The 23,227-nt window shown below is 68.3% G+C and carries 18 protein-coding genes and 1 tRNA gene; 7 read left to right on the forward strand and 12 right to left on the reverse strand.

The features are described from left to right. Nucleotides 1-12 precede the first annotated feature (12 nt). The 6 genes from G3576_RS00630 to G3576_RS00655 all read right to left on the reverse strand — a co-directional run bounded on the left by G3576_RS00630 (nt 13) and on the right by G3576_RS00655 (nt 3,943). Complete coding sequence (locus tag G3576_RS00630; RefSeq protein ID WP_164692390.1) at nt 13-690, reverse strand: sulfotransferase family 2 domain-containing protein; 678 nt, start codon at nt 688-690, stop codon at nt 13-15. Nucleotides 691-732: 42 nt separating this feature from the next. After that, nucleotides 733-1,392: a DsbA family oxidoreductase gene (locus G3576_RS00635; RefSeq protein WP_328728201.1), complete on the reverse strand. Its 660-nt coding sequence runs from the start codon at nt 1,390-1,392 to the stop codon at nt 733-735. Nucleotides 1,393-1,434: 42 nt separating this feature from the next. Further along, entirely contained in the window at nt 1,435-1,860 is a 426-nt protein-coding gene (locus tag G3576_RS00640; RefSeq protein ID WP_164692391.1) for a globin family protein, read from the reverse strand. Between the two features lie 123 nt (nt 1,861-1,983). Then, a complete protein-coding gene (locus G3576_RS00645) occupies nt 1,984-2,151 on the reverse strand; it encodes a hypothetical protein (RefSeq protein ID WP_164692392.1) in 168 nt (55 codons plus the stop codon). 128 nt (nt 2,152-2,279) lie between these two features. Continuing rightward, nucleotides 2,280-2,369: transfer RNA gene (locus tag G3576_RS00650), tRNA-Ser, on the reverse strand. Nucleotides 2,370-2,437: 68 nt separating this feature from the next. After that, nucleotides 2,438-3,943, reverse strand: a complete 1,506-nt coding sequence (locus G3576_RS00655) for a hypothetical protein (protein WP_164692393.1) — start codon at nt 3,941-3,943, stop codon at nt 2,438-2,440. Between the two features lie 326 nt (nt 3,944-4,269). Between G3576_RS00655 and kdsB the strand changes: the two genes are divergently transcribed. Continuing rightward, complete coding sequence (gene kdsB, locus G3576_RS00660; protein ID WP_164692394.1) at nt 4,270-5,013, forward strand: 3-deoxy-manno-octulosonate cytidylyltransferase; 744 nt, start codon at nt 4,270-4,272, stop codon at nt 5,011-5,013. Between the two features lie 73 nt (nt 5,014-5,086). Continuing rightward, nucleotides 5,087-5,932 carry an FkbM family methyltransferase gene (locus G3576_RS00665; protein ID WP_164692395.1) on the forward strand — a complete coding sequence of 282 codons (846 nt, stop codon included), beginning with the start codon at nt 5,087-5,089 and terminating at the stop codon, nt 5,930-5,932. Between the two features lie 62 nt (nt 5,933-5,994). On the opposite strand, the gene G3576_RS00670 is transcribed toward G3576_RS00665, so the two are convergent. Continuing rightward, entirely contained in the window at nt 5,995-7,152 is a 1,158-nt protein-coding gene (locus G3576_RS00670; RefSeq protein WP_164692396.1) for a hypothetical protein, read from the reverse strand. A 248-nt stretch (nt 7,153-7,400) separates the two neighbouring features. Between G3576_RS00670 and G3576_RS00675 the strand changes: the two genes are divergently transcribed. After that, a complete protein-coding gene (locus tag G3576_RS00675) occupies nt 7,401-8,120 on the forward strand; it encodes an inositol monophosphatase family protein (protein WP_164692397.1) in 720 nt (239 codons plus the stop codon). Further along, nucleotides 8,047-9,573 carry an N-acetylneuraminate synthase family protein gene (locus tag G3576_RS00680; protein WP_164692398.1) on the forward strand — a complete coding sequence of 509 codons (1,527 nt, stop codon included), beginning with the start codon at nt 8,047-8,049 and terminating at the stop codon, nt 9,571-9,573. Before G3576_RS00675 ends, G3576_RS00680 begins: the two co-directional genes overlap by 74 nt. Before the next feature lie 99 nt (nt 9,574-9,672). On the opposite strand, the gene G3576_RS32470 is transcribed toward G3576_RS00680, so the two are convergent. Continuing rightward, nucleotides 9,673-10,758, reverse strand: coding sequence for a tetratricopeptide repeat protein (locus tag G3576_RS32470; protein WP_164692399.1), 1,086 nt, complete (start codon nt 10,756-10,758; stop codon nt 9,673-9,675). Between the two features lie 6 nt (nt 10,759-10,764). Here G3576_RS32470 and G3576_RS00690 point away from each other — a divergent pair, with 6 nt between their 5' ends. Beyond that, nucleotides 10,765-10,965 carry a hypothetical protein gene (locus G3576_RS00690; RefSeq protein WP_164692400.1) on the forward strand — a complete coding sequence of 67 codons (201 nt, stop codon included), beginning with the start codon at nt 10,765-10,767 and terminating at the stop codon, nt 10,963-10,965. Here G3576_RS00690 and G3576_RS00695 read toward each other — a convergent pair. The 3 genes from G3576_RS00695 to G3576_RS00705 all read right to left on the reverse strand — a co-directional run bounded on the left by G3576_RS00695 (nt 10,962) and on the right by G3576_RS00705 (nt 16,441). Next, nucleotides 10,962-13,124, reverse strand: a complete 2,163-nt coding sequence (locus G3576_RS00695) for a hypothetical protein (RefSeq protein ID WP_164692401.1) — start codon at nt 13,122-13,124, stop codon at nt 10,962-10,964. The two genes, G3576_RS00690 and G3576_RS00695, sit on opposite strands and share 4 nt — an antisense overlap. Nucleotides 13,125-13,414: 290 nt before the next feature. After that, nucleotides 13,415-14,671 (reverse strand): phage head spike fiber domain-containing protein, encoded by a 1,257-nt coding sequence (locus G3576_RS00700; protein ID WP_164692402.1) that lies wholly within the window; start codon nt 14,669-14,671, stop codon nt 13,415-13,417. 237 nt (nt 14,672-14,908) lie between these two features. Continuing rightward, nucleotides 14,909-16,441, reverse strand: coding sequence for a hypothetical protein (locus tag G3576_RS00705; protein ID WP_164692403.1), 1,533 nt, complete (start codon nt 16,439-16,441; stop codon nt 14,909-14,911). Nucleotides 16,442-16,586: 145 nt separating this feature from the next. Here G3576_RS00705 and G3576_RS00710 point away from each other — a divergent pair, with 145 nt between their 5' ends. Together G3576_RS00710 and G3576_RS00715 are read left to right on the forward strand one after the other, a co-directional pair. After that, nucleotides 16,587-18,416, forward strand: coding sequence for a hypothetical protein (locus G3576_RS00710; protein WP_164692404.1), 1,830 nt, complete (start codon nt 16,587-16,589; stop codon nt 18,414-18,416). Between the two features lie 89 nt (nt 18,417-18,505). Then, nucleotides 18,506-19,492, forward strand: coding sequence for a UDP-glucuronic acid decarboxylase family protein (locus G3576_RS00715; protein WP_164692405.1), 987 nt, complete (start codon nt 18,506-18,508; stop codon nt 19,490-19,492). 7 nt (nt 19,493-19,499) lie between these two features. On the opposite strand, the gene G3576_RS00720 is transcribed toward G3576_RS00715, so the two are convergent. Further along, on the reverse strand, nt 19,500-23,225 hold the full coding sequence (locus tag G3576_RS00720; protein ID WP_164692406.1) for a cellulose biosynthesis protein BcsC: 3,726 nt from the start codon (nt 23,223-23,225) through the stop codon (nt 19,500-19,502). Between the last annotated feature and the right edge of the window lie 2 nt (nt 23,226-23,227).

Genomic DNA, 23,227 nt, shown 5'->3' on the forward strand with positions numbered 1-23,227 from the left:
CCCTGCCGGCGATCAATCCGTCGGGTAGCCGAAAGCCTCGAACTCCAGGCGCAGCATGTCCACGATGCGGCGCCGGATGTCGGGCCTCTCGACATAGGCCTGCCACGGCTCCGGTCGTACCCGTGCGTCGCGTCGATACTCTCCCAGCGGGTAGGGCGCGGGCGGCAAGCCGAGACGCTGCGACAGAGCGTCGAGGTCGGCGTGCAGCGATTCGTAGCGGATCCAGGAATCCAGGATACAGCGCCCATCGATGCTGAAGACGGCGGCGTCCCGAAGGATCTTGCCGGGATTCTCCAGGCGCCGGGCGAAGGCGTCGAGCACGGCGTCAAAGGGCGCGGCGGCGAGCCTGGCCCGGTCCTTCGGCGCCAGGCCGTGCCACAGCCAGGACACCGCCCTGTCGAAGGGATTCCGGACGACGGAGACCTTTTGGTATTGGTCCCACACGGCGCTGCCCACCCTGGCGCGCACCTCCTCGGCCGGCATGTGGTTGTAGAATGCGTCGGGCGGATGCGGCTCGTTCATCCGCCGTCCGATGATGCCGTCCCCCGTCACCAGCGCTTCCCGCTTCATCGCCGGGCCGGGGTAGAGCGACGGCGTGCAGCAGAAGGGCTCGAGATAGACCTCGACCGATGTGCCGGCAGTCTTCCGGATCTTCAGGTAGATGAAGCGGTAGCGATGGCTCAGGAGCACGGAGAAGCCACCGGCGGCATGGGTCCGAGGCGGCGCATGCGCTCAGCCCTCCACCACTGCCACGTCCAGCAACCGCTCGATCACCTCGGGCTCCTGCGCGCCCGCGATGGCGTGGCGGCCCTGCACGACGAAGCACGGGACGCCGTTGATGCCGAGGCGATGGGCGCGAAGATTGTCCGCATGCACGGCCTCGACCTCTGCCGGGCCGGCGAGAAGGCGGCGCGTCGCACCTTCATCCATGCCGAGCGTGGCGCCGATGGAGGCGAGGATGCCCTGGTCGCCGATATCCTGCCCCTCGCAGAAATAGGCCTGGAACAGCGCATCCACCGCATCGGCCGCGACCCCGTGCCGGTCGGCGAGCCGCACCAGTCGATGGGCATCGAGCGACGCGGGAATGCGACGGATAAGGTCGAAGTTGAAGATCAGGCCCTCGGAGCGGCCAAGTTCGGCGATGGTGGCGTGCAGCCGCCGAGCCCTGTCCTCGCCGCCGAACTTCCGGACGATGTAGTCCTGCCGGGGCACCCCGCCTGGCGCGATGTCCGGGTTCAGCAGGAAGGGGCGCCAGGTGATGTCGGCGGCGATGTCCGGGCGGGCGCGCAGGGTGCGGCGGAGGCGACGCGTGCCGAGGAAACACCAGGGGCAGACCAGGTCGAACACGACGTCGATCTGCAACCTGGCGCGGGGCGGGGCGAGAATGTTCACGAAGCCACGATAGCACCGCCCGCGCGCCGGGTGCAGTCGGGTTCAGGCGGCCCTGCGCGCTTCGCCGGCCGCTTCGATCATGTGGCCCGCGATCAGTGCGTAGGCGCCGGCCCAGGCATCCCGAACCTCTTCCGTGAAATGCGGGCCGAGCCCTTCGGCCAGCGTGTCCAGCAGCGCCTGGCCGACCGTGTCGTAATGGGCAGGATTGACGCCATAGGCCGCATGCCGGGCGCCGAGCGCAGCCACGGCCGGCAGCATCGCATCCGGCCGGCGGAGATGGGCGACGACGAAGCCGATGGCCTGCATCAGTTTCCGCCCCTGGTCGCGAATGTCGGTCCGGGCGAATAGCGGCCTCAGCATGGGGTCGAGCGTGAAGAGCCGTTCATAGAAGATCGCCGCGGCAGGTTCGGCGATGGGGGCCACGAGGCGGAAGCTGGCTTCGATGGCGGCGATCTGGGTGGGGGTCATGGGGCGGTCCTTTCGGGGTGCCGCCCTTCTAGGCGATGGCAGGTTTCAGCCTGATGCCGCCCTGTGTCGCCACCGCCCAGCCTGTGTGTCGCGGGACAGTAACCCTGTTGCGCGGCGGCGCCGCTACCACCGCGGCATGGGATCGTAGGGTTTCACGGGCGGCGGCGCCTCGAACGCTGCGCGAACGACATCGCCCATCCCCAGCGCCATGACGACGAGGCAGAAGATGGCGACGGCGACGATGGCCGTCCGCGCGACGCGCCGCCGCCGTGATACCGGGCGTTCAACCATGCAGTCTCTCTAGAGAATCGGCTGCGGAACGTCTACCCTAAGTTGTCCTCTCGCCCTAAATACACCCGAGGTGTGCGAAGTTCGACGCCCGGTGCGGACAGGCTGGAGAGTGTCGCGCCAGGCGCGTCTGGCGGATGGGGTGGGATTCGAACCCACGGTAGGCTTGCACCTACGGCGGTTTTCAAGACCGCTGCCTTAAACCACTCGGCCACCCATCCAGCGCCGTCGAAGCGGCACCCCATCTTGCCATCGGGCCATGGCCGATGGCGAGAGGGGGCGTCTCGCTTCAGTTGGCGGCGGTTGCCGGCGACGCGGTGATGGCCTGCTCCAGCGTTGCCAGGAGGGCCGGCACGGCGACGGCGAAGACCTGCTTGTGGGGCTCGGCCGCCATGCCGCCTACCAGGGTGATCGCTTCCGGCGGCACAGGGAGGGTGTGGGCGGGGTCGCAATACTTGCCGGACGCGATCGGGATGGCGTCGAACATGGCCGGGGCGTGATAGGTCACGGTCGGGATGCCGAGAGCGCAGGTCGGCAGGATCGTCGCCGTGCCGAAGGTCGCGATGGCGATCCGGCAGCCCGATGCCAGGCCGATCTTCTCCTCGGCGGAACGGCCTTGCAGGCGCTCCTCGGCCACGTCCTGCGGGAGCATCGCCTTGATGCGGGCCGCGATCTCATCAATGCGGCCGATGACCTCAAGGTCGCGTTCGCGCGGCCGGTTGCCAGCGGCGAGGGTCCAGCCGTCCCAGTAAACCTTGAGGCGCCGGCCTTCGCCCTTGGCCACATCGGCAAGTCGCCGCAGGCAAGCGGCGAAACCTTCGACCTGATTGTCGAACCGCATGCGCTCCGCGTCGATGCCGACCCAGACGCCGTATTCATCGGCCTCGGCGGTGCGGCCGCCGAGGCGGGCGGTCCAGCCGTAATCGGTGTTGCCGATGCGGCGATCATTCAGGCGGCAATGAAGTCCAAGACCGGCGAGCAGGGCTGGGGCCTCCTGCACCGAAACCATCAGCGTCGCGCGGTTGCGCAGTTCCGGGAAGACGGTCAGGGGCTGGATGAAGCTGCGGTCGCTCAGGATGACAAGCAGGTGCCCTTCCTCGAGGAAGGGCAGGATGCGGTCCTGCATGTGCCGGTGCAGGAAGCCGAGCGTCTGCGCCATGAAATGGGATGGCCTGGCTTCGCCCACGATGAAGGCGCGCCGCGCGCGCCTGTGGCTCGCGGCTTCGAGCCAGCGGAGGAAGGCAGCCGGCCGCTCCACTACCGCATAGACCATGTGCCGGACGAATTCCTCCGGCTTGGGAATGCCGGTGCGAACCAGCAGGAATTCGTTCCGCTCGGGATACCAGATGCCAACTGGCGTGTTGGCTTCCAGCGCCAGGATGCGCAGACGGCGCTTGCCCAGCACGATCCACTGCATCCAGCGCGTGCGCGTGCCAAGAACCTCGGCACGCAGCGGAAGGGCTTCGCCATCCAGGGGGGAGAAGAGCGACAGGGGCCGTGCGGCGAAGAAGTGGTCAACGATCGAGCCGAGGGTGGCCTCCCAGCCAGCGGGGTCCTTCCCGTAATGCGTCGCGACGGCGGCCGAGAGGGCACCCCGATCGGCGACACCTTCGATCGGCTCGTCTGCGAAGGGGTTCACGATGCGGACGAGATTGCGCAGTGCGACGGCGCCATGCGTCGCCGGGTCGCGTATGGTTCGCTTCGCACGGAAATGGGCGATGTCGATGCCGGTGAGGTCGCTGAGACGCGCGATGGCCTCGCTGTCGGCATCGGGCTTCGAGGGACGCTCCAGCATGCGCTACTCCGAGGTCTTGATCCTGGCGGTCGGCCGGTGGCGGCCAGAGGCCAGGTCAGGGCGAGCGGGGCCAGGACCGCAGGGCATCGGGCTGGCGACGCGGCCGGTCATGCTTAAACACGCCACCCGACTGGCAGCAATAGCCAGGGCCGGCACCGCAGCCGTCGAGGGTGCTGCGCGGCCGGCTGGCAAGGATCCGGGGTTTGGGACAAGGCCCCTGGCAGCGCTCTGGACAGCTTGATAGTTTGCGAAGGAAGCGGGCTTGCCCTGCGGGCGGCCGACCGAACGCCGCCGGATGGCGGGCCCATGGAAAAGGGAAAATGCGCATGCGTGTGGTCGCGGTGATTCCGGCTCGTTACGGCTCCTCCCGCTTCGAGGGGAAGCCACTTGCCGACATCGCCGGTGCGCCGATGATTGCCTGGGTCTACCAGGCCGTTCGGCGTTCGACGCTTCTGGCAGACGTCGTGGTGGCGACCGACGATGAGCGGATCGCCAAGGTCTGCGAGGCCCGCGGACTGAACTATGTCATGACCTCGAGCGCCCATGAAACGAGCACCGAGAGGCTCAACGAGGTGGCCGCCCGTTTCCCTGCCGACCTCTATCTCTGCGTCAACGGCGACGAGCCCCTGATCGATCATCGCCGGCTCGAGGCGATCATCCCCGCCGAATTGCCGGCCGAGGAGATCTACGTGGCCAACCTGACGTGCAAGATCAGCAAGCCGGCCGAGGTGATGGACCCGACGAACATCAAGGTGGTCTGGGATGCCAACCATAGGGCGGTGTTCTTCTCCCGCAGCCCCATCCCGTTCCCGAAGTCCAGCCTGAGCTTCGACTACTACAAGCACATCGGAGTGCTGATCTACAACAAGGCCGCGCTGAACTTCTTCGCTACGACGCGGAAGGGGGCGATCGAGCAGGCCGAGGACATCAACGAGCTGCGCTTCGTTGAGAATGGCGTCGGTCTAAAGATGGTGGTAGTCGAGCCGAGCGAGGCTCTTTCGGTGGACACGCCGAAGGACTTGGAGCGGGTGCGCGAGATCGTGCGTGAACGGAAGCTGCAGGCGCCCTGATCCGACGCAGTAGGGGTTCGCGGCCTTGCATGAGGCGCGTTGTGGCGCCGGAAACGAATGCTCCTGGAGGAACATGATGGCACGAATCCCCTCTAATCCGCTGCGGCAAGCGAAGCTGGCCATGGAGTTGCACGCTGACAGCGCCACGCCGCTCGAGGAGGCAGCCGCCAAACGTGGTCTGACGATCAGAGAAGCGAACCGCCTGCAGAAGACGCTGCGTGGCAACGCCTACCGTGCCTTCTCGGCGTCGGATCTCGTGGTGGCGGTCTCGGCATTCGCCGCAGCGAAGCCCGGCAGATCGATGACGGCGCTGCAGGCCGGCGCGAATGACGGCAAGAGCGAGGATCCCATCCATGCCCTCGTCCACCGCTATTTCTCCAAGGTCGTGCTGATCGAACCGCAACCGCAACTGATCCCCGCCTTGGCACGGAGCTATGAAGGCTTCGCCGGCGAGGCGATTATCGAGAACGTCGCAGTCGGGCCGGGCGGCGAACTGACGATGTACTTCCCAACGCCCGAAATCGATGCGGTTTACCAGCAGAAGCGGAAGTTCAGCGCATCACGTCTCGGCTCCTTCGATCGTGCCCACGTTGCCGATCGCCTGGTCGCCGCGACTGGAATTCCCGCCGAGGAGGTGGACCGCGTCATTCAGAAGGCTGTCGTGCCTTGTGTGACGCTCGAAGCCCTTGCGGAGAAGCATCTGCCTGAAGGCGTAGACCTGCTGCAAATCGATTGCGAGGGTTATGACTGGATGGTGCTCAAGACGATCGGCCGGATCAGGCCTGCAATCATCAATTTCGAGTACGACAAGCTACCTGATGACCATTGGAAGGAGTGGAAGGCATGGGCCGCGGAAAACGGCTATGCCTTCATTAGAGGCCTGCGTGACGCCCTGGCAGTGCGCGGCGCCGTCTTCTGAGTGTGTGAAGGTGGCGAACTTCGGCTCGTGAGGCTCGCGCGACGCTGGGCTTTCGCGTCATTCTACGGGCATAGTGCCTGCAGCTTCACCCAGGAGAGGATTGCATCGGCGCCCGCCTCGGCATTGGATGTCCGGAAGGCGCCGACCAGCAGGATGTCGCGTGTGGCAGCGCCAAGAGTGCGGCGCAGCTCCTTGATTGGCCTCTCCTCCAGGCGAAGCGGCGAATTCTGCGTCATCGCTCTACGCAGGTAGGCTATCGGCTGGATCAAGGTGCAGGTCCGAGCGAATTCACGAATATGCGCGGGATGATCGGTGAAGCGGGATCCGCCAGCGGCCATGACGGCGATGATGGATGCGAATAGTTCGTCCGCCTCCGCGACCCTTCCCTGGGCCAGGCGGTAGCCCGCCAGCGCAAGCAGCGAGCGCACCGCATTGTAGTGCAGGGTGAAGGCGAGCTTGTGCTTGGTGAGCTCTTTTGCGCGGGATGCGAGGTCGGACAGGCACTCGTCGAACACAGCGGGATCGTCGAGTGCAACGGCGGCGTGCCATTTTGCTGTCAGCAGCGAGATACGCGCGTAGCTGTTGGTGCTGTAGTCCGGCAGCCCGTCGATGATATTGAGCATCTCATCGACCGTCTCGATGGCCGTCGCTGCGACGTCAGGCCGCATGAGTTCGCTAGCGCGATAGGCCTGCGTCGCGGTCATGGTCAGCGCGACTTCCGTCAGGCGGTCCTTGTGAACGGAAGGCAGATGACGGGCAATCTGTCGCGCCAGGAACAACTGCGTCTCGGTGTCGCGCGGGCGGTCTCTCTGCCGACGCGCGATGGTGGCTGACTTGAAGGCGGCCTGATCCTCGAAGCAGAGTTCGCGTAGTTGGAAGTCGACGCCAAGCAGCACCGATGTGGCGTCATCTTCCCCAAGCACCTCAATCCGGATGATGGGCGGCGGAAGGCTCGCCAGATCCAGGCGGCCCTCGAGGCGCGTAAGGCCGGCCGCCATCGGATGTTGTTCATCCTCTGGCGTCAGCGGCAGCGGCGACATCGCCACGCGGCCGACTTCAGCACCGGCCATCCCGCGGGCGACGATGAAGACGGCACCCGCGGATTGGCGTGCATAGGCCACGACGACGGCGCTGCTGTCGCGGATGACGCCGGAATCGACGAAGACCCCATGGGCATCCTGTTGCTGACGGGACAGCGAGGCGAGAACGGACTGCGACATCTCATCTTCCGGATCGGCGGGACGGAGGAGGCAGTATCGCTGCGATTATGACCGGGGCAAAGCGTTCCCGCAGGTGTTGTTGTGCCTGGCGGCGGGGGGCGTGGTGGGAGTATCTGCTGCTGGCAGCGCTGCCGGAATCGGGGTATATCGCCCTGGGTCCTTCAGGTTGTCCGCCGGCCGACCCATTCGCGTTGTCGTGCTGGGGCAAGGGCCGGGCAGACGAGGTACGGAAGCAGCTGATGCCAGGCTTGACGCCGACGACGACAGAAACGCGCGCGCTGCTGCAGTCGGTCGCCGACCTTGTCATGACGAATCTGCCGCGGATCCTGGCAGGCCGCCGCGAGATCACCTGGAAGCCGGATGGCAGCCCGGTGACAAGCGCGGACGTCTTCGTGGAAGGCCTGGTCAGGGACTTCCTCGCCGCGCGCCTCCCGGACCTCACCTTCGTGGGGGAGGAAAGCTTCGAGGACGGCCAGGCTTCCGGCGGCCGCCACCTGGCGCTGCTGGATCCGATCGACGGGACGGAGAATTTCTGTTCGGGCCTGCGGGAATGGGGCGTTTCGCTGGGGCTCTGGCGCGATGGCGCGCATCTCGGCAGCCTGCTGATGCTGCCGGAACTGGGCGACCAACTGATGTCCGGCGATCGCATCCAGCATGAGCGATCCCGCATCCAGGGCTTCTCCTCCTCCTACAATGCGGAGATCGGCGCGCGTATCGCGGAGGTGCGGGAGTCCCGTATCTTTGGATGCGCCGTCTACAATCTTTACAATGTCGCGCGCGGCGCGTTCAGCCGGTTCAGCAACCCCAAGGGCGCCTATGCCTGGGATCTGTTGCCGGGCCTGATGATTGCCCTCGAGCAGGGGTGTGACATTCTAGTCGATGGGGACCGCTTTGATGGACAGCTTCTCGAGCCTAATCGACGATATCGCGTCGACGTACAGCACCGATACGATCTTCATCCTGGGTAAGGGCCCCTCCGCAGACCTCGTCCGGCCGGAAGTCTTCACCTCCTCGCTGACCATCGGCCTGAACGATGCGGAACGCATCGCGCCCGTCGATATCAGCATCTTCCATGCCGAGTGGGTCAAGCAGGGCATCGCCGCGTCCGGCTATCGGTCGCGCCTCTACCTGACGTCGACCGAATTCGATCCGCCCGGCCGCAAGACGCTGCGGGTGCCGCACTACCCGCTCACGCAGGAATCCTCGGACCTGGTGATGCAGCGCTTCATGTCGGAGGAGTTCGCGGTCGAGGACATCCTCTTCCTCTCCGCCCTGAAGGTCGCGCGCACCGTCGCGCGGCAGCGCGGGCGGCCGCAGACCGTCTACATGGTGGGCTTCGACTTCGCCCCGTCCGAGGGCTTCAGCGCCCGCATCGGGACCGACTTCGCGCCGCATTCGACCGATGAGCGCGAGGCCCGCATCTCGCTGCAGGAGTTCTACTTCCTCAACACGCTCTACTTCCTCCAGAACTCCGAACTCGTCGTCAAGCATGTGGGCTCCCGCGCCTTCAGCATGCTGTCGCCGGAGGAACTGACGCGGTCCATCCTCGGGATCGGCGCCAATCCTGACCGGCCGCACCACCGCGTCAGCGTCGTAGCGGAACTCACCACCAACCATTTCGGCGATCGCGTCCGGCTGGAGCGCATGATCCGGTCCTCCGCCGCGGCCGGCGCGGATTTCGTCAAGCTGCAGAAGCGTGACGTGGAGAGCTTCTATTCCGCGGAACAGCTCGCTTCTCCCTACCGGTCGCCCTTTGGGCCGACCTTCGGTGACTATCGCCGCGCCCTGGAACTCTCGCGCGACGATTTCGAGCTGGTCGACAAGCTCTGCAAGGAACTCGGGATCGCCTGGTTCACCTCGATCCTCGACAAGCCGTCCTTCGAGTTCATGCTGCAGTTCTCGCCGACGCTCGTGAAACTGCCCTCGACCATCTCCGAGCACACCGACTACCTCGACTTCGTCGCCAGGAACTACCGCCATGGTGTCGTGCTCTCCACCGGCATGACCGACCAGGCCTATGAGCGATGGGTGCTGGATACCTTCACGCAGTGCGACCGCCTGTACCTGATGCAGGCGAACTCCGCCTATCCGACGCCGCTCAGCGACTGCAATGTCGGCGTGGTTCGGCACTACCACCGGCTCTCGCAATCCGATGCGCGCATCGTGCCGGCCTATTCCAGCCATGATTTCGGCTGGAAGGCATCCGCCATGGCAGTCGCCGCGGGCGCGCGGATGGTCGAGAAGCACGTGAAGTTCGGCAACACCGACTGGGCGCATTTCGATGCGGTCGCTGTCGACCTGACCACGCCCAAGTTCAAGGAATATGTCGATGCGGTGCGGGAGGCCGAGCTGATCGTCGGGCGCGAGGAGAAGCAGGTCAACGCCAGCGAGCACCACAAGTACTTCCGCAAGGCGAGCTGACAGCGGCGAAGCAATGGGGGAGGGCCCCGGCATGCCGCGGGCCCTCAACCTCGAATGCCGAACGCCTCGCCGCCGGATGGGCCCGCGGCCGGGCGGTCCTCAGGCGATGGCCCGCTCGATGCTGATCTGCAGCGTTTCCCGGGCCCGGTCTAGCAGCCTGCGGTTCTCGGCATTGCCGGGTTCAACCTGGATGGCCGGCAGGATGACGTCCACCGCGCGCCCGGCTTCGCCGGCTTCGATCAGCGCCTGGACCAGGACGCGGCGCAGATCGGCGCTGTTCCGACGCAGTTCCAGCCCCTGCTCGGCAGCGCGGATGGCCTGCCGGAAGTCGCGCTGAACGCGTGCCGCGATCGACAGACCTCGCCATGGTGCGGGGTGATTCGGCGCAAGCTCCGTCGCCTTCCGGAAGACCTCGACCGCACGATCCACCGCCCGCCGCTTCAAGAGCGCGTAGGCATAGTCGAGCTGGAACGTGACTTCGGAGGGCCGCAGTTCCGCCGCACGCTCGAGGCAGTGGAGGGAAAGCGCAGGCCGGCGGTGGCGTGCCGCGCGGTGGCCGAGCTCGTACCAGAACCGCCCGGCGCGACGCCTGTTCCCGGACCACAGGGCGCGCCACCGTGCCACGTCCAGGCTGCCATCCATGGCGCTGAAGACAAGGTCGGTCAGCAGGCCGGCCTGTTGCAAGGTGTGGGCGATGACATGGCCCCCATCGATGCAGCGCAGCAACGTCGTATTCGGGATGGTGGCGAAGAGGTCGACATGCCGGGCGTCGGGCCCAGCGGGGTCGAAGACGATGTACTTCCGCGCATCGCCGCAGATGCGGCTGGCCATGTCGTCATGGATGAAATCGATCTGCCTCGCCTCTGCGGACCAGCGCGCCTCATGCGGGGGCGTGGCGGGGTTGGCACTCCATTGTGGCGCCAGCATCAGCACGTAGCGCGCGCCGAGGTCGCGCGCATGCATCGCGGCGCCATAGCCACCCATGCTGGAGCCGTAGGTCATCACCGGCGGGCGCCCGGAGTTGTCCAGCGCTTCATCGACCGCGGCGACCGCGTCGCGGACCGATGCCGGCTGCCACCAGTGATTCCACTGGGCGATGAAATGGTAGGCCGGCACCCCGTGCTTCGCGAAGAAGGCATCGCCGAAGCCGTTGCCGTGGACATTCAGCGAGGAGAAGGTGATCACGCAACCATGGCGCCCATCGCCGGCGTCATGGACGACCCGGACATCGGGACTTTCGAAGATGAGTGTCATCGCCGTTGGGCGCGCAGCGTGCGCCGCTCCTCAAACATCGACGGCCCGGTCGGCCGGCTTGTTCTCCGGAAGCAGGAAGATCGCTTCACGGTACGGTCGGCGACGATCGATCGCCGGGCAGCATGGTCACTCGTCTAGTCTCCCGTCACGACGTTGAACGCCACCGTCGGCCGCTTCGCCACATCCCGTTCAAACCACCGGATGTACTCGAAGACAAGACCGGCCGAGACAACGTAGCGGCCGGGCTGGAGCTTTGCCGTGGGAAGGGAACCGGTGATCACCGTGGTGGTCCCTGCGGGGAAGCCGCCGGCGGGCACCGGGAGCCGGGGCTCGGCAACCTTTTCCGGTCCGGCAGGCGTGTCGAGGGCGATGAGGAAGCCGGCCGTCAGTGCCGCGAATCCCTCGAACCCATCCTCGAAGCCACGTTGGCCGGGATTGTGCACATGGAGTTCCACCGGCAGGTCGTCACCTGCTTCCACCGTCGCGCCCTCGGGCAGCCGAACCTTGATGTCGACGTTGAGCGGACCGAGCCGCGCGACGTGCTGGCGAAGCTTTTCCTTGAGCGCGGCATGCTCGGCGTGGCGGAGGTTCGGCATGCGGATGAGGCTGCTGTCCGGCAGGCGAGCCGGGGCAGGCGTCGACACGGCTTCGGCGGGCGGCGGCGTGGCGTCCTTGGGTGCCGCCACCGGCGCGCCTTCCCAGGTGGCGAGCGATGCCTTGCCCTCTGACAGCATGAGCTGGGCGTAGTGGTGTAGCACCGCCTTGGCCGGCCCCTGGCAATGCACCGTGTGATAGCGAATCAGACGCCCTTCGCCGCCTTCCTCGCGGAAATGCAGGCGACCGTTCTCCACGTAGGGCCGCTTCAATGACTTGCCGAGAACGATCGGAGCCAACTCGCCCGGCGATCCGGTCTCGAGCCCGTTGCTCAGGGTGGATGCCTGGTCGAGGCCGCCATGGAAGGGGACGCTGTACTGGCTCAGCACCACGCCGCGCGTGCTGTCGCGGTAGTGGTAGAACATGTGCATGTCCTGGAAGCTTCGATCCGGCCGGCCTGCGATGTAGCGCCCGAGCCTGTTGACGAAGGGCACGACCTCCTCGCGCGGTCGCGCGTAGACGCTCCGCATGCAGTCGGCCAGGCCCGACAGGGCCAGGCGATCGCGGACCGTGGTGGTCCAGGTCCAGTCATTCATGCCGTAGCCTTCCGGCATCGCGGCGATGATCTCGCTGGCGGAGGAGAAGGCCAGCGCATCGCTGTCGATGACGACGCACTGATCGATCCTGTTCTTCCGGCAGTATTCCTCCACGACGAGCCAGCGCTGGAAGCTGAACAGGCCGTAGACCGGCTCGCTCACGGAGTGGTGGACGTAGCTCGGTGCGAAGGCGGCCGCGGCGTCGAAATAGTCGCTGATGGCGGCGTAGCGGCCGATGCCGATGGTGGCGGTGGATGCGTCGCCGAGCAGCACCACGTTGGAAGCCCCGTTCTGCATGGCGAGCGATGCCGCGCAGAGCGCAAAATAGTCCTGGCCGCCACGATGGACGACGATGAAGGGGGGGTTCAGCCGCGTCGCTGCCGAGGAACGCCGTGCCGAGGCGGTGGCGCGCTTGCGCATCTGCTGGCTGACGGCAACGCGCTTCTGCGCATCCTCCGCCACCTTCGCCGCGATGCCACCGGGTGGCGCGCCCGTGGCGACCTTCAGCGCATTCTGGAAATCCTGCGCGGCGTAGAGGATCAGCGCGGCGCCTTCCTTCCTGGCGCTCGGCGCATCGGGCTCCGCCGCCACGGCACGCGCCCGGTCGGCCATGACGTCGAGCGGCCGCTTGCCGTCGAGGTGAGGGCGGGAGCCACCCAGGCTGCCGACGAACTTGATGAAGAAACTGCGGTCCACGCCCCGATCAAGCAGCATGCCGAGGATCGAGACCGCGAATTCGCCCTTGCCGCTCACGGCATCGGCCAGCAACCCGTCCAGCAGGTGGCGGTCGGACATCGAGGGCAGTACGTCATGCCCGTGCAGCAGCGTGGCCGCGCAGCCGGCGGCGAAGGCGGCTTCCGCCACCTGGTCGGCGCCCGCGCACCGACGCGCGATGCGCCAGAACTCGATGACGAGGCGCTGGGCCTCATCGGTCGTAGCGCCTGACAGGAGATGCTCGCGCAGCGCCTCGGCCTCGGGCAACCGAGCCAGGAGCAGCAGCGCAATCACCTGACGGAGCCGGATGGGCCGCGTCCTGGCCTCGTTGGGCAAGGGCTCAACGATAGCCAGAAGCTCAGCGGGGCGGCCCTGCCTGATCAGGTTATCCAATTGCCGCACTAGGGTTTCCCGAGCCGGCTTCCCGGGGACCGGGAGCGCGTTTCCGCCCTGGGTCAGGGAACCATCGGATGGCCCGGCATCTTCCATAGGCAACGGAACTCCTGAGGGAGGCAGCATTTCTGGCGGATAGTCTAAGGTACCGCCAGCGCTGGCGAAAGCCTTGAGCTCCACGGACCGCAGCCCTGAGCACCCGTGCCGGGGCGAGCTGGCCGAAAGGCACGAACGACAGCTGACCCCGATCGACGCCTTCCCCTGCCACGATCCAGTGCCGATGATGCCGCTCAGCCTGGCAGCGCAGCGGTGAAGCCCGGCAGCGATGCATCCATCAGCGCAAAAGGCAGTACCTGGAGATGCCGGACCTCGCCGAAGAGCGGCGCCAGGCCTGCGGCGTTGTTCCCAAGCCGCAGCAGGCTGAGGGCGCTGGCAGGGCCACCCGTGACCACCGCCGCGGCGCCGCCATTCAGCGATACGGCAGCCCGGCCACTGCCATCGATGCTGAGGCCGATGCGGAACGGCGCGCCGGCGCTCAGGCTGCCGGCGTCGGCGCTGGCAGCGACCCCGGCGGTAAACCGCTGAAGCCGGAGAATGGCACTGCCGGCAGGATTTGCGATGGTGAACCTGTTGTTATCATCCACCGCATCGACCTGCAGCAGGGTCTGTCCCGCCACGCCGGAAAGCGCGGGCAGCACACCTGAGAGGCCGATGGTCGATCGTCCGTTCGACCCGATACCGAGCGCCGCCAGTGCTGCCGTCACGAGGTCTGCCCCGCGAGTGCTGGCAGCGGGCGACCCCGTGACGGGCAGGATGGGGGAGGACGCCGCATGGCCCTGCTCGGTTTGGGCCCCGCCCAGGCGAACGGTGATATCGACGGCGACACCTGCCGTCACCGCCAGGCGCCAACGGCCGAGGGCCGAAGTCGCCCCCCCCGCGGCAGTCACAAGCGTAGTGCGACGGGTGGTGCCGAGCGGCGCGGCGTTCAGCGTGTAGCTGGTACTGCTCGAGGCGGTGCCTGCCGTGAGAACCAGAACGGCATTCCCAACACCGGCCAGGCTGCCGGCAACGAGGCGGCTGAAAAGGGAATAGGCCCAAGTCTGTCCATCGCTGGCCGCGGCGGCACTGTCGTGGTTGACCTGGACCGTGCCGGTCGCGCTTGGCATCCCAAAGAAGCGGATATCGACATAGCCGATACCGGACTCGCTCCCCGATCCGATGACGGCGGTCGAGAGGCCCTGCGTGCCCCCGAGTGACCAGAAGGTGGGCATCGTGCCAGGCGTGCCGGCCGCCGCCCCCTCGCATCGCGGGTTGCGGATCACGTTGGTCCGCTGTCCCTCGACAAGGAGGCGAGCGGGATTTCCGTGGGTGCGCGCCTGGTTGGCGTTGGCTTCCGACCAGGCGATGCCATCGGCATCCTGGAAGGTAGCCCGCGTATTGACCTGCGCACGCTGCAGGCTGAGCGGCAGACGCGGCACGCCTGTCGCAAGCACGGGACGGCCGCCAACGCCCTGGGGGGCCAGCAGGCTGGGGAAGGCAACGAGCATGTGCGGTTTCTCCTTACGCCGACATACGCGCGGCCGACCGCGAACCACCCGGGACGGCCGAGGGGCCAGACCTGGCGGCTGCGTTGTGGCGGTGCTTGTCGGGGTTGTGCTTGATTGCCGTCGGGACCACGGCGGCCAACGTGCGGGGCGCGGCGGACGGACCTCCGGCCTTGGCCCGTTCTTCTAGCGTGAGAAACGCCAAAGGATCAAGTATAAAATCCTATTTCGGTGCCCTGCCTAGGTGTCCTCACCGCGTTCCTCTGCCGCCGCCCTGCTGGCCTCGCTCGGCCCAGCCAGTACCTGGTCGAGCACGCTCAGCAGCACGGGTATGTCGACCGCAAAGCGTTGTCGATGCGCCTGTTCTTCAACCGGCAGTACGGGCGTTACGGCCTCCGGCGGCAACGCGACGGCGTGGTCAGGGTCCAGGTAGCGCGCGGAACGCAGCATCGCGGGGTTGCAGACCGCGGCGACATGGTAGGTGATGGTCGGCACCGCCAGGGCGCAGGTCGGCAGGATGGTCGCGGTCCCGTAAGTGGCGAGGGCGAGGCGGCAATCCTTGGCGAGCCGTATCTTGTCCTCGATGGCAAGGCCGTAAAGCGCGACCTCCTCGAAGGGCGCGGCACAGGCCGCGCGAATGTTGGCAGCGATCGATGCGATGCGGTCGCAGACTGTTCTGTCGCGCTGCCCAGGCACATGGTCCGAAGGGATCGTCCATCCATCCCAATAGACCGTCAGCGACGCCCCCTCGTCGGCGGCCTCCCGCGCCAGCCGTTCCAGGCAGGCCGCGAAGGCGACCACCTGGTTGTCGAAGCGCATCCGCTCCGCATCAATGGACATCAGAACCCCGAAGACAGGCCGCGAGGCATCAGGCTCCGCCTCCCTGCGCAGACGCGCGACCCAGCCATAGGTCGTATTGGTGATCCGGCGGTCGTTGAGGCGGCAATTCAGTCCCAGGTCGCGCAGGAGACGAGGCGCCTGTTCGATGGTGACCGACAGCACGGCGAAATCCCGCAGCGCCGGGAAGACTCGCAGCGGGTCCAGGAAGCTGCGGTCCCGCAGGATGGCTAGCACGTGGCCCTCCCTCAGGAAGGGCAATACGAGGCGGTCGAGGTTCCGTTCCAGGAAGCCCAGCGTCTGCGCCATGAAATGGGAGGGGCGGGCCTCTCCGAGAATGAAGCAGCGCCGCGCGGTCGGGCGCCCGGCCATGTCCAGCCAGGCCAGAAAGGCCGCTGGCTGGCCGAAGAGCGTTTCAAGCAATTGACGGAGCGACAGCGTGAGGGTCGCCGTGCGGTCGCGCAGCGCCAGCAGCGTGTTACGCTCGGGGTACCAGATGGCCACCGGCGTGTTCGCTTCGAGTATCAGGAAGCGCAGCGGCGCGTGGCGGAGCACGACCCACTGCAGCCAGCGAACGCGGGACCCGAACAGTTCCGCCTCGACCGGAAGGCAGACATTGTCCAGCGGCGACAGGAACTCGATCGGTTCACCGGTCAGGAAGCGCTCGCTCACCTCCCCGATCTTGGCGTCCCATCCCTGCTTTGCCTTGCCGTAGTGCCGTTCCATCAGCCGTCGTCCCGCGGCCTGATCGGGCCAATGCTCCACGATGGCACCGCCAAGCGGGTTCAGGATGAAGGTCTGTGCAAGGATGGCGGGTATTCCGGTGCCTTCCTGGTGGCGCCGGCCGGAAGCAGGCGGTGGGATGTCTCTTGGGTCCAGGCCAAGCGCCTCGGCCAGCCGCGTCACTGCCTCATCCTGCATCGGAAGCGTGCCCATGCTCTTGTTTCTAGTGGGTCTGCGTCGCAAGTCCACCGGGACGCTGGTGTGTCGCACCAAGCTGCCTTGGCGGCCTCCGCCTGTGCCGGCACCCCTTATCGGGCGCGTTCGAGAAGCGGCCGCTTTCGCCAGGAGTACCGCAGACATGACAAGTGACAGCCTACGCCGCCGGTCCGCCTTCCTGCTCCCCTTCGCTGCTGCCCCTGTGGCTTCCGCCGCAGCAGGCGAGGCTGCCGGTTCCGTCACGCCGCTGCCCTCAGGGCCGCTGGAGGCCGCGACCTCCCTCGTCGCGGAGGGCGCTGCCGGGGCGGCGCGGCAAGGCACGCTGGCTTGGCAGGCTGGCCGCTGGCGGCTTGCCACCCATGGCGACCTCGCTGCCGCCTATCTCAACGTCATCCCGACATTCCGCCAGGCGGCTGGGGAGGATGCGCGACCGCGCACGGTCGAAGAGGAGTTGCGGGAGCGGGTTGCCTTCACGCAGTTCCAGACATCAGGGCGGAATCCGGGACAGGCCATCGCCGCGGCCATCGACTACCTCCGCCGCAACAATGCGGCCGCTGGCGGGGAGGTAGTGCTGCCGCACGGGCCGCCCATCCACGTTGTCGCGCCGATCGCGGCAGCGCCCGGCATCGTGGTTCGTGGAACGCGGCCGATCGAGGTGCCTGATTTCCCGCGTGGCGGCTTAGGCCTGTTCGACGTCGATGGCGCGGACGACTTCACCATGGCCGAGCTCGTGCTTTCGCTTGGCCGCCGTTGCGGGCCAGCGCGCATCTTGGGCGACGCGAAGGGCTTCGCGGCGCGGGGTCTCCGCATCCGGGAGGGGCGCAGCATCTGGTTCAAGCGGGGCCGGCAGGCGCGTATCACCGATGTGATCGGGTATGGCGGGACGGCAATCATAGGTGCGGGCGCGGGCCCTGACGACCTGGCGGAGGACATCGTCGCCACCAATATCCAAGGCTATGACCTGCGCGACGAGGCCATCGATCTCAACTACAACGTCCGCAGTTTTCACCTGTCAGGCTTCACCTTCCGTCGCTGCAGCCTGTTCCGCAACGGGGAAGTAATCGATATCGGCGGCGGCGAGTGCAGGGACATCACCATCGCCGATGGCTTGATCGACTGCTCCGGCTCAACGCACACCGTGGCCGGGATCCGCATCAAGCGTGCCACGCGCAATGTCGCCATTCATGGCGTCCATATCATCAACGGCAAGCCGGATGGCAGCATCGGTATCCACGTGACCAGCGCGACGAATGTCAGCATCCGGGATACGCATGTGGACAACAGCTTCGCGCGCGGCTTCTTCGCCGAACCGTCGGTACGCGACGTCTCATGGCAGGGCGGGCGTTGCGACAGCCCGCTCCAGGTCAACGGAGCGAGCGATATCCGCCTGGACGTCACGCATGACGGCGGCGGCACGGCATCCGACAGGCCCGCTTACGCCATCGGCTTCGGCGCCCGGCGGGTCACCATCGGGGGTAGCGTCCGCGGCAGACCTGGCGCCGCCGCGGTGGCGGTGGGCGGGGGTCGGGGTGGCGCGGCGGATTGCGAGGTGGCGGGCTTTTCGGTCGACCAGGTCGGCCGCGCCGTGATCGCCCAGAATGGCTGCGATCGGTTGCGCATCCTCGACCTGCGAAGCAACGCGGCGCAGCAGGAGACGGTGCTGGTCACGCCGGGTTGTCGTAACACCCAGATCCGCGGCGTGTTGTCCGTCGATGGATCGGCCGGCCGCCCTCGGGCATTCCCGACGGTGCGGCTTGGCCGCGACTGCCACGGATCCATCCTGCGTGACGTCACCGCCCGCGACACGCGAGAGGGCGAAGATCGCAGCAGTGGGCCTGTGATCATCATCGATGGCCCGTCGCGCGGCGTGATCGTGGATGCACTTGTCGGGGACAACCTGGCCGGCCCCACCCAGATCGGCACGGATCGCCTGCAGGAGAGTTCCGTCGGCGCCGTGTTGACGCTCGCCTGACCTGTCCATCTTGGCGTTCCATTCACCTGTTGCTGCGAAGACTCGCCGCGCGGCAGTCAGGATGGCCGCCGGGACAGGGACCTTCGGCCATGCGTCATTTCCGCCGCCGCGTGCTGGTCACGGGGGGTGCAGGTTTCATCGGCTCCCACCTCTGCGAAAGGCTGCTCGGCGCCGGGCACCACGTGATCTGCGTGGACAACTTCTTCACCGGCGTGCGGGAGAATGTGGCCGCGCTGCTGGCCAACCCGTATTTCGAGCTGCTGCGCCATGACGTGACCTTCCCCCTCTCGGTGGAGGTGGACGAGATCTACAATTTGGCCTGCCCGGCATCACCCATCCACTACCAGCAGGACCCGGTGCAGACGACCAAGACCAGCGTCCTGGGCGCCATCAACATGCTAGGGCTGGCGAAGCGCCTCAAGGTCCGCATCCTCCAGGCCTCGACCAGCGAGGTCTATGGCGACCCGCAGGTGCATCCGCAGCCCGAGGGCTATTGGGGCAACGTGAACCCGATCGGCCCCCGCGCCTGCTACGACGAGGGCAAGCGCTGCGCGGAGACGCTGTTCTTCGACTACCACCGGCAGCATGGCGTGCCGATCCGCGTGGCGCGGATCTTCAACACCTACGGCCCCCGCATGCATCCGAACGATGGCCGCGTGGTGTCCAATTTCATCATGCAGGCGCTGACGGGCCAGCCGCTGACCATCTTCGGGGACGGCAGCCAGACCCGATCCTTCTGCTATGTCGACGACATGGTGACCGCGCTGATCGCGCTGATGGAATCCGACAGCCCCGCGGCGGTCGGCCCGATCAACATCGGCAATCCCGGCGAATTCACCATGCTGGACCTGGCGACGCTGGTGATCCGCCTGACCGGCTCCCGCTCCCGCCTCGAAACCCGGCCGCTGCCGCAGGACGATCCCCGCCAGCGGCGCCCCGACATCACCCGCATCGGGCAGCTCGCGGGCTGGGTGCCGGAAGTGGGGCTGGAGGAAGGGCTGCGGCGCACCATCGCCTATTTCCGAACCCAGCATGAGATCGGCCCCATGCTGCAGGCGGCGCCCCGCGCCGCCTGAGCCGCCATCAGAAGCGGTTGCGCAGCCGCAGCTGGAACCGCGTCTCGTCGAAGTTCGACGCCTTGTCGTAGCGCAGCGCGGCCCCGATCGAGAGGCTGTCGTTCAGCGCATAGTCGAGGTCCGCCCGCACGCCACCCACGGCACCGGCCTGGGACTGCCCACGATAGGTCGCCGAGACCGCTTCGCTGGTCCCGGCCGTGGCATCGGCCTGCGCCTGCAGCGTTGCCTGCGCGCCCGGGTCGTTCGGGAAATAGGGGGCCGAATCCTCCCGCCAGGCGGCGTAGCCCAGCGTCGCGCCCACGCGGTAGGTCAGGTCGCCGCTGCGGCCGCGGTAATCCACCGGCAGGTTCAGCGCCGTGTATTGCTGGGGCGAGAAGTAGCCGCCATGGCCGAGGGTGAAGTACCGAAGGTTCTTCTGGTAGGCGAGATAGACGAGGTCGAGCCCCGTGCGGATCTCCGTATCGCCGCTGCGGTAGACGGGGATGGAAACGCCCGCGCCCGCCTCGATCCGGCTGTTGGAAACCACGCCGCTGCCATCGATGATGGAGTAGCCGCCGCCGGCATACCCGTAGCCCGCGCCGAGCGGGATCTCCACCTGGCCGCGCCCGCCGGTCCGCAGCACCGGACCCCAGCTCGCACCCGTCCGCGTATCGGTCACGCCGGCATAGGAGAGCACGCTGTCATTCATCGCCCGGCGTTCCGCCGTGAACCGCAGTCGCACGCCGTCATCGGTGATGCGCGGCGAGATCTCCACGCCGCCGACGATGTTGGAGGTGGGGAAGCCGATGGGCGTGGAACCGACATCGGCACGCCCCCAATCGCCGCGCTGATACGCCACGCCAAGCCCGACGCCGGCCGCGGAGCCGCTGGGAATCGGGGGCAGGGAGGTCGGCGAGGACAGCGCGGCCGTGCCGAAACGCCGCCGCGCCTGGGTGGAGTTCTCCACCGAGCCTGAATCGATGGCCGTCGGCTCCGCATAGACGGTCAGCCGCCCGCCCACGATCGGCGCCGTCACCACCGCCTCCAGCCGCGCCGTGACTTCCGCCAGCTTGTCGAGGCCGTTGTCACCCGACCGCATGCGGCCGCCGACGATGGCCGCCATGCTGGGCCCGATGTCGTCGCGCAGCGCTGCCAGTTCCTGCTCGATCTCCCGCGTCACGCGGTCCGTCGGCGCATTGGCGGAGGCGGTGGAGGCCGCGCGGCCGAAGGGGTTCTGCGCGCTGGCGCCGACCAGCCCGGCCGGCGTCGGCCCGCGGGTGAAGCTGCCGAGTTCCGCCTGGCGCTGGCGCAGCGCCGCTTCCAGCGCCTGGCGCGCGCGGGGCCCGTCCCCGGCGTCTCGGGCGACCCGCGCTTCCAGCAGGAGCACGCGGGCGTCCGACGGCATGGCGCTCTGCCCCTCCGCCAGCAGCCGCGCGGCGCGGGCGCGGTCGCCCGTCGCGATGGCAGCCTCGATCGCGGTGCGGCGGGCATCGACGTTGCGGGGGTCCCGCATCAGCGTCGCCTCCGCCACGCGCAGCGCCTCCGCCGGCTGGCGGGCGCCGAGGTAGAGGCGGGCGAGCGCCAGTTGCGCGTCGCGGTTCTCGGGCTGGGCGAGGGCAGGGCGCAGCCGTTCGAAGGCCTGCACCTGGTCGCCGGCCTCGTTCAGCCGGTCCGCGGCGCGAATGGCGGCGCCGGAACGCAACACGGCGAGGTCCCGGCGCACCTCGGCGGTCGGGTTCCCGGCCTCGATCTCGGCCGCCAGCGCCGTGGCCTCCGCCTCCAGCCCGGCGGCCAGCAGCGCGCCGGCGATGGCGACGCGGGCCGGGGTCTGGCTGCGGTTGGCGACGGAAGCGACGCGCCCGGCCTCTGCCGCGCCGGCGCGGTCATTGGCATCGCTGAAGGCGCGGATGACGGCGCCGGCCGTGCTGCCGGTGGGGTCGGGCCGCGCGGCCAGGGCCAGCAGCTGCGACCGCCCGTCGAGCGGCGAGGCCGCCATCATCGCGGCCGCGGCCACCACCTCCCGCTGCGTCCGGATGCGGGTGGCGAGCCGCCCCATATCGGCAGTGCGGCGCCCCGGCGGGATGCGCGCCAGCAGCGCATCGGCATCGGCGGTGCGGCCATCCTCCTCCGCCAGCAGCGCCGCGGCGTAGATGTTGTCCGGCGTGCTGGTGCGGGAGGCGAGTTCCTCCACCAGCGCCCGCCCTTCGGAGCCGCGCCCCTGGCGCCGCAGCGCGCGCGCCAGGTCGAGCCTGATCCAGGGATTGTCGGGCGCCGCCGCCATGGCGTTGCGCAGCAGCACCGCGGCCGCGCCCGGGTCCGCGACGCGCGCGGCCTCCGCGCGGAAGGCGGCGGCGCTGGCGGGCAGGGGGGGCGTGCCGCCCTCCGCCCGGAACCCCTCGCCTTCGGGCGCTGGGGTGCTGCGGGGCTCGCCCGCCAGGCGCGGCTCGGGCGCGCGGCCCTGCGCGCGGAGTGCCTGGGCGAGGCCGGTCTGGGCCGGCGGGAAGCCCGGGCGGCGCGACAGGGCGGCACGGTAGCGCGCCTCGGCTGCCGCCGGGTCGTTGCGGCGGAGCGCGATGTCGCCCAGCAGGGTCTCTATGTCCGACCGGTCATCCACCTCCCGCAGCGCGGCGCGGCGGGCGGTTATCTCCGCGGCCTCGACGTCGTTGCGGCGGAGTTGCGCGCGGGCGGTGGCGAGTTCGTCGCCATAGGCCGCGCCCTCGAAGGCGCGCTGCCACTGCCGGCCGCCCTGCGGGTCGTTCGCCATGGCGCGGCCGAGCAGCTCCCGCGCCTCCGCCAGGTTGCCCTCCCGCAGCCGGATGATGCCGAGCCCGCCGAGGCTGTCCGAATCGTTGGGGTCGCGCGCCAGCAATTCCTGGAAGCGCCGCGCGCTGTCGCCGATGGCGCCGGCCTCCAGCCGCTGGAAGGCGAGTTGCCGCCCTGCGGCTTCCGGGTCCGGTGCGGGTGCCGAGCGGATGGCGGCGCGCAGCGTCTCCGCCCGGCGCCGCATTTCCGGGTCATCGGGGTAGCGCTGCAGGAAGGCCTCGGCCGCGGGCAGCATGGCGGGATCGTTGCCGGAGAAGCCGATGGCCGCGGCCCAGGCCCGACGCGCCTCCCCGCCCACATCCGGCAGGCTGGCGAGCGATTGCAGCTGCTGGATACCCTGCAGGCGCGTCGGCGGGTCGAAGGTCAGGGCCTGCGCATAGGCGAGCCGTGCCCGCGCCGTCGCGTTGGGGCGCGACGCCAGGCGGGACAGCGCCTCGATCCCCTCCTGCCGCGTGGCGGGGGCGCCGGACAGCGCCTGCGCGTATTCCAGCGCATAGGGCTCCGGTGGCGGCTGATTGCCGAAGACGGCGCGGTAGCGCTGAACGGCGGAGGCGGCGCGGCCTTCGCTGGCCAGGCGCCGCGCTTCCTCCAGCCCCTGGCGGTCCAGGCTGCTGGCGCGGATGGCGTCCTGCACCTCCTGCACCTGGGTCCGGGCGCCGGACTGGCCGAGGCGCGCGAGATAGGCATTCGCGGCCTCCCGGTTGCCGCGCGCGACCTCGATCCGCGCGGCGACGGCGAGCGCCTGCGGGTTGTTGGGCTCGGCGGCCAGGGCGCGCTCGATAGGCGCCATCGCCAGGTCCACCCGGTCCTGCGCCAGCCAGCGTTCCGCCTGGCGGACCAGGATGGCGATGGCGGGAGACCCCGCCTCCTGCGCCGCGGCGGGGAGGGCCAGGGTCGTCGCCAGCAGGGCGAGGCGCAGGCTGGGCCGCATGG

It is taken from the genome of Falsiroseomonas algicola, assembly GCF_011040385.1.
GTDB classification, from domain to species: domain Bacteria; phylum Pseudomonadota; class Alphaproteobacteria; order Acetobacterales; family Acetobacteraceae; genus Falsiroseomonas; species Falsiroseomonas algicola.

Coding starts and splice junctions, on each gene's coding strand:
- G3576_RS00715 (WP_164692405.1), top strand. CDS start 18,506: ATGCGTCATTTCCGCCGCCGCGTGCTGGTCACGGGGGGTGCAGGTTTC.
- G3576_RS00705 (WP_164692403.1), bottom strand. CDS start 16,441: ATGGGCACGCTTCCGATGCAGGATGAGGCAGTGACGCGGCTGGCCGAG.
- G3576_RS00640 (WP_164692391.1), bottom strand. CDS start 1,860: ATGACCCCCACCCAGATCGCCGCCATCGAAGCCAGCTTCCGCCTCGTG.
- G3576_RS00680 (WP_164692398.1), top strand. CDS start 8,047: ATGGACAGCTTCTCGAGCCTAATCGACGATATCGCGTCGACGTACAGC.
- G3576_RS00700 (WP_164692402.1), bottom strand. CDS start 14,671: ATGCTCGTTGCCTTCCCCAGCCTGCTGGCCCCCCAGGGCGTTGGCGGC.
- G3576_RS00645 (WP_164692392.1), bottom strand. CDS start 2,151: ATGGTTGAACGCCCGGTATCACGGCGGCGGCGCGTCGCGCGGACGGCC.
- G3576_RS00665 (WP_164692395.1), top strand. CDS start 5,087: ATGATGGCACGAATCCCCTCTAATCCGCTGCGGCAAGCGAAGCTGGCC.
- G3576_RS00670 (WP_164692396.1), bottom strand. CDS start 7,152: ATGTCGCAGTCCGTTCTCGCCTCGCTGTCCCGTCAGCAACAGGATGCC.
- G3576_RS00690 (WP_164692400.1), top strand. CDS start 10,765: ATGGCGCCCATCGCCGGCGTCATGGACGACCCGGACATCGGGACTTTC.
- G3576_RS00710 (WP_164692404.1), top strand. CDS start 16,587: ATGACAAGTGACAGCCTACGCCGCCGGTCCGCCTTCCTGCTCCCCTTC.
- G3576_RS00720 (WP_164692406.1), bottom strand. CDS start 23,225: ATGCGGCCCAGCCTGCGCCTCGCCCTGCTGGCGACGACCCTGGCCCTC.
- kdsB (WP_164692394.1), top strand. CDS start 4,270: ATGCGTGTGGTCGCGGTGATTCCGGCTCGTTACGGCTCCTCCCGCTTC.
- G3576_RS00655 (WP_164692393.1), bottom strand. CDS start 3,943: ATGCTGGAGCGTCCCTCGAAGCCCGATGCCGACAGCGAGGCCATCGCG.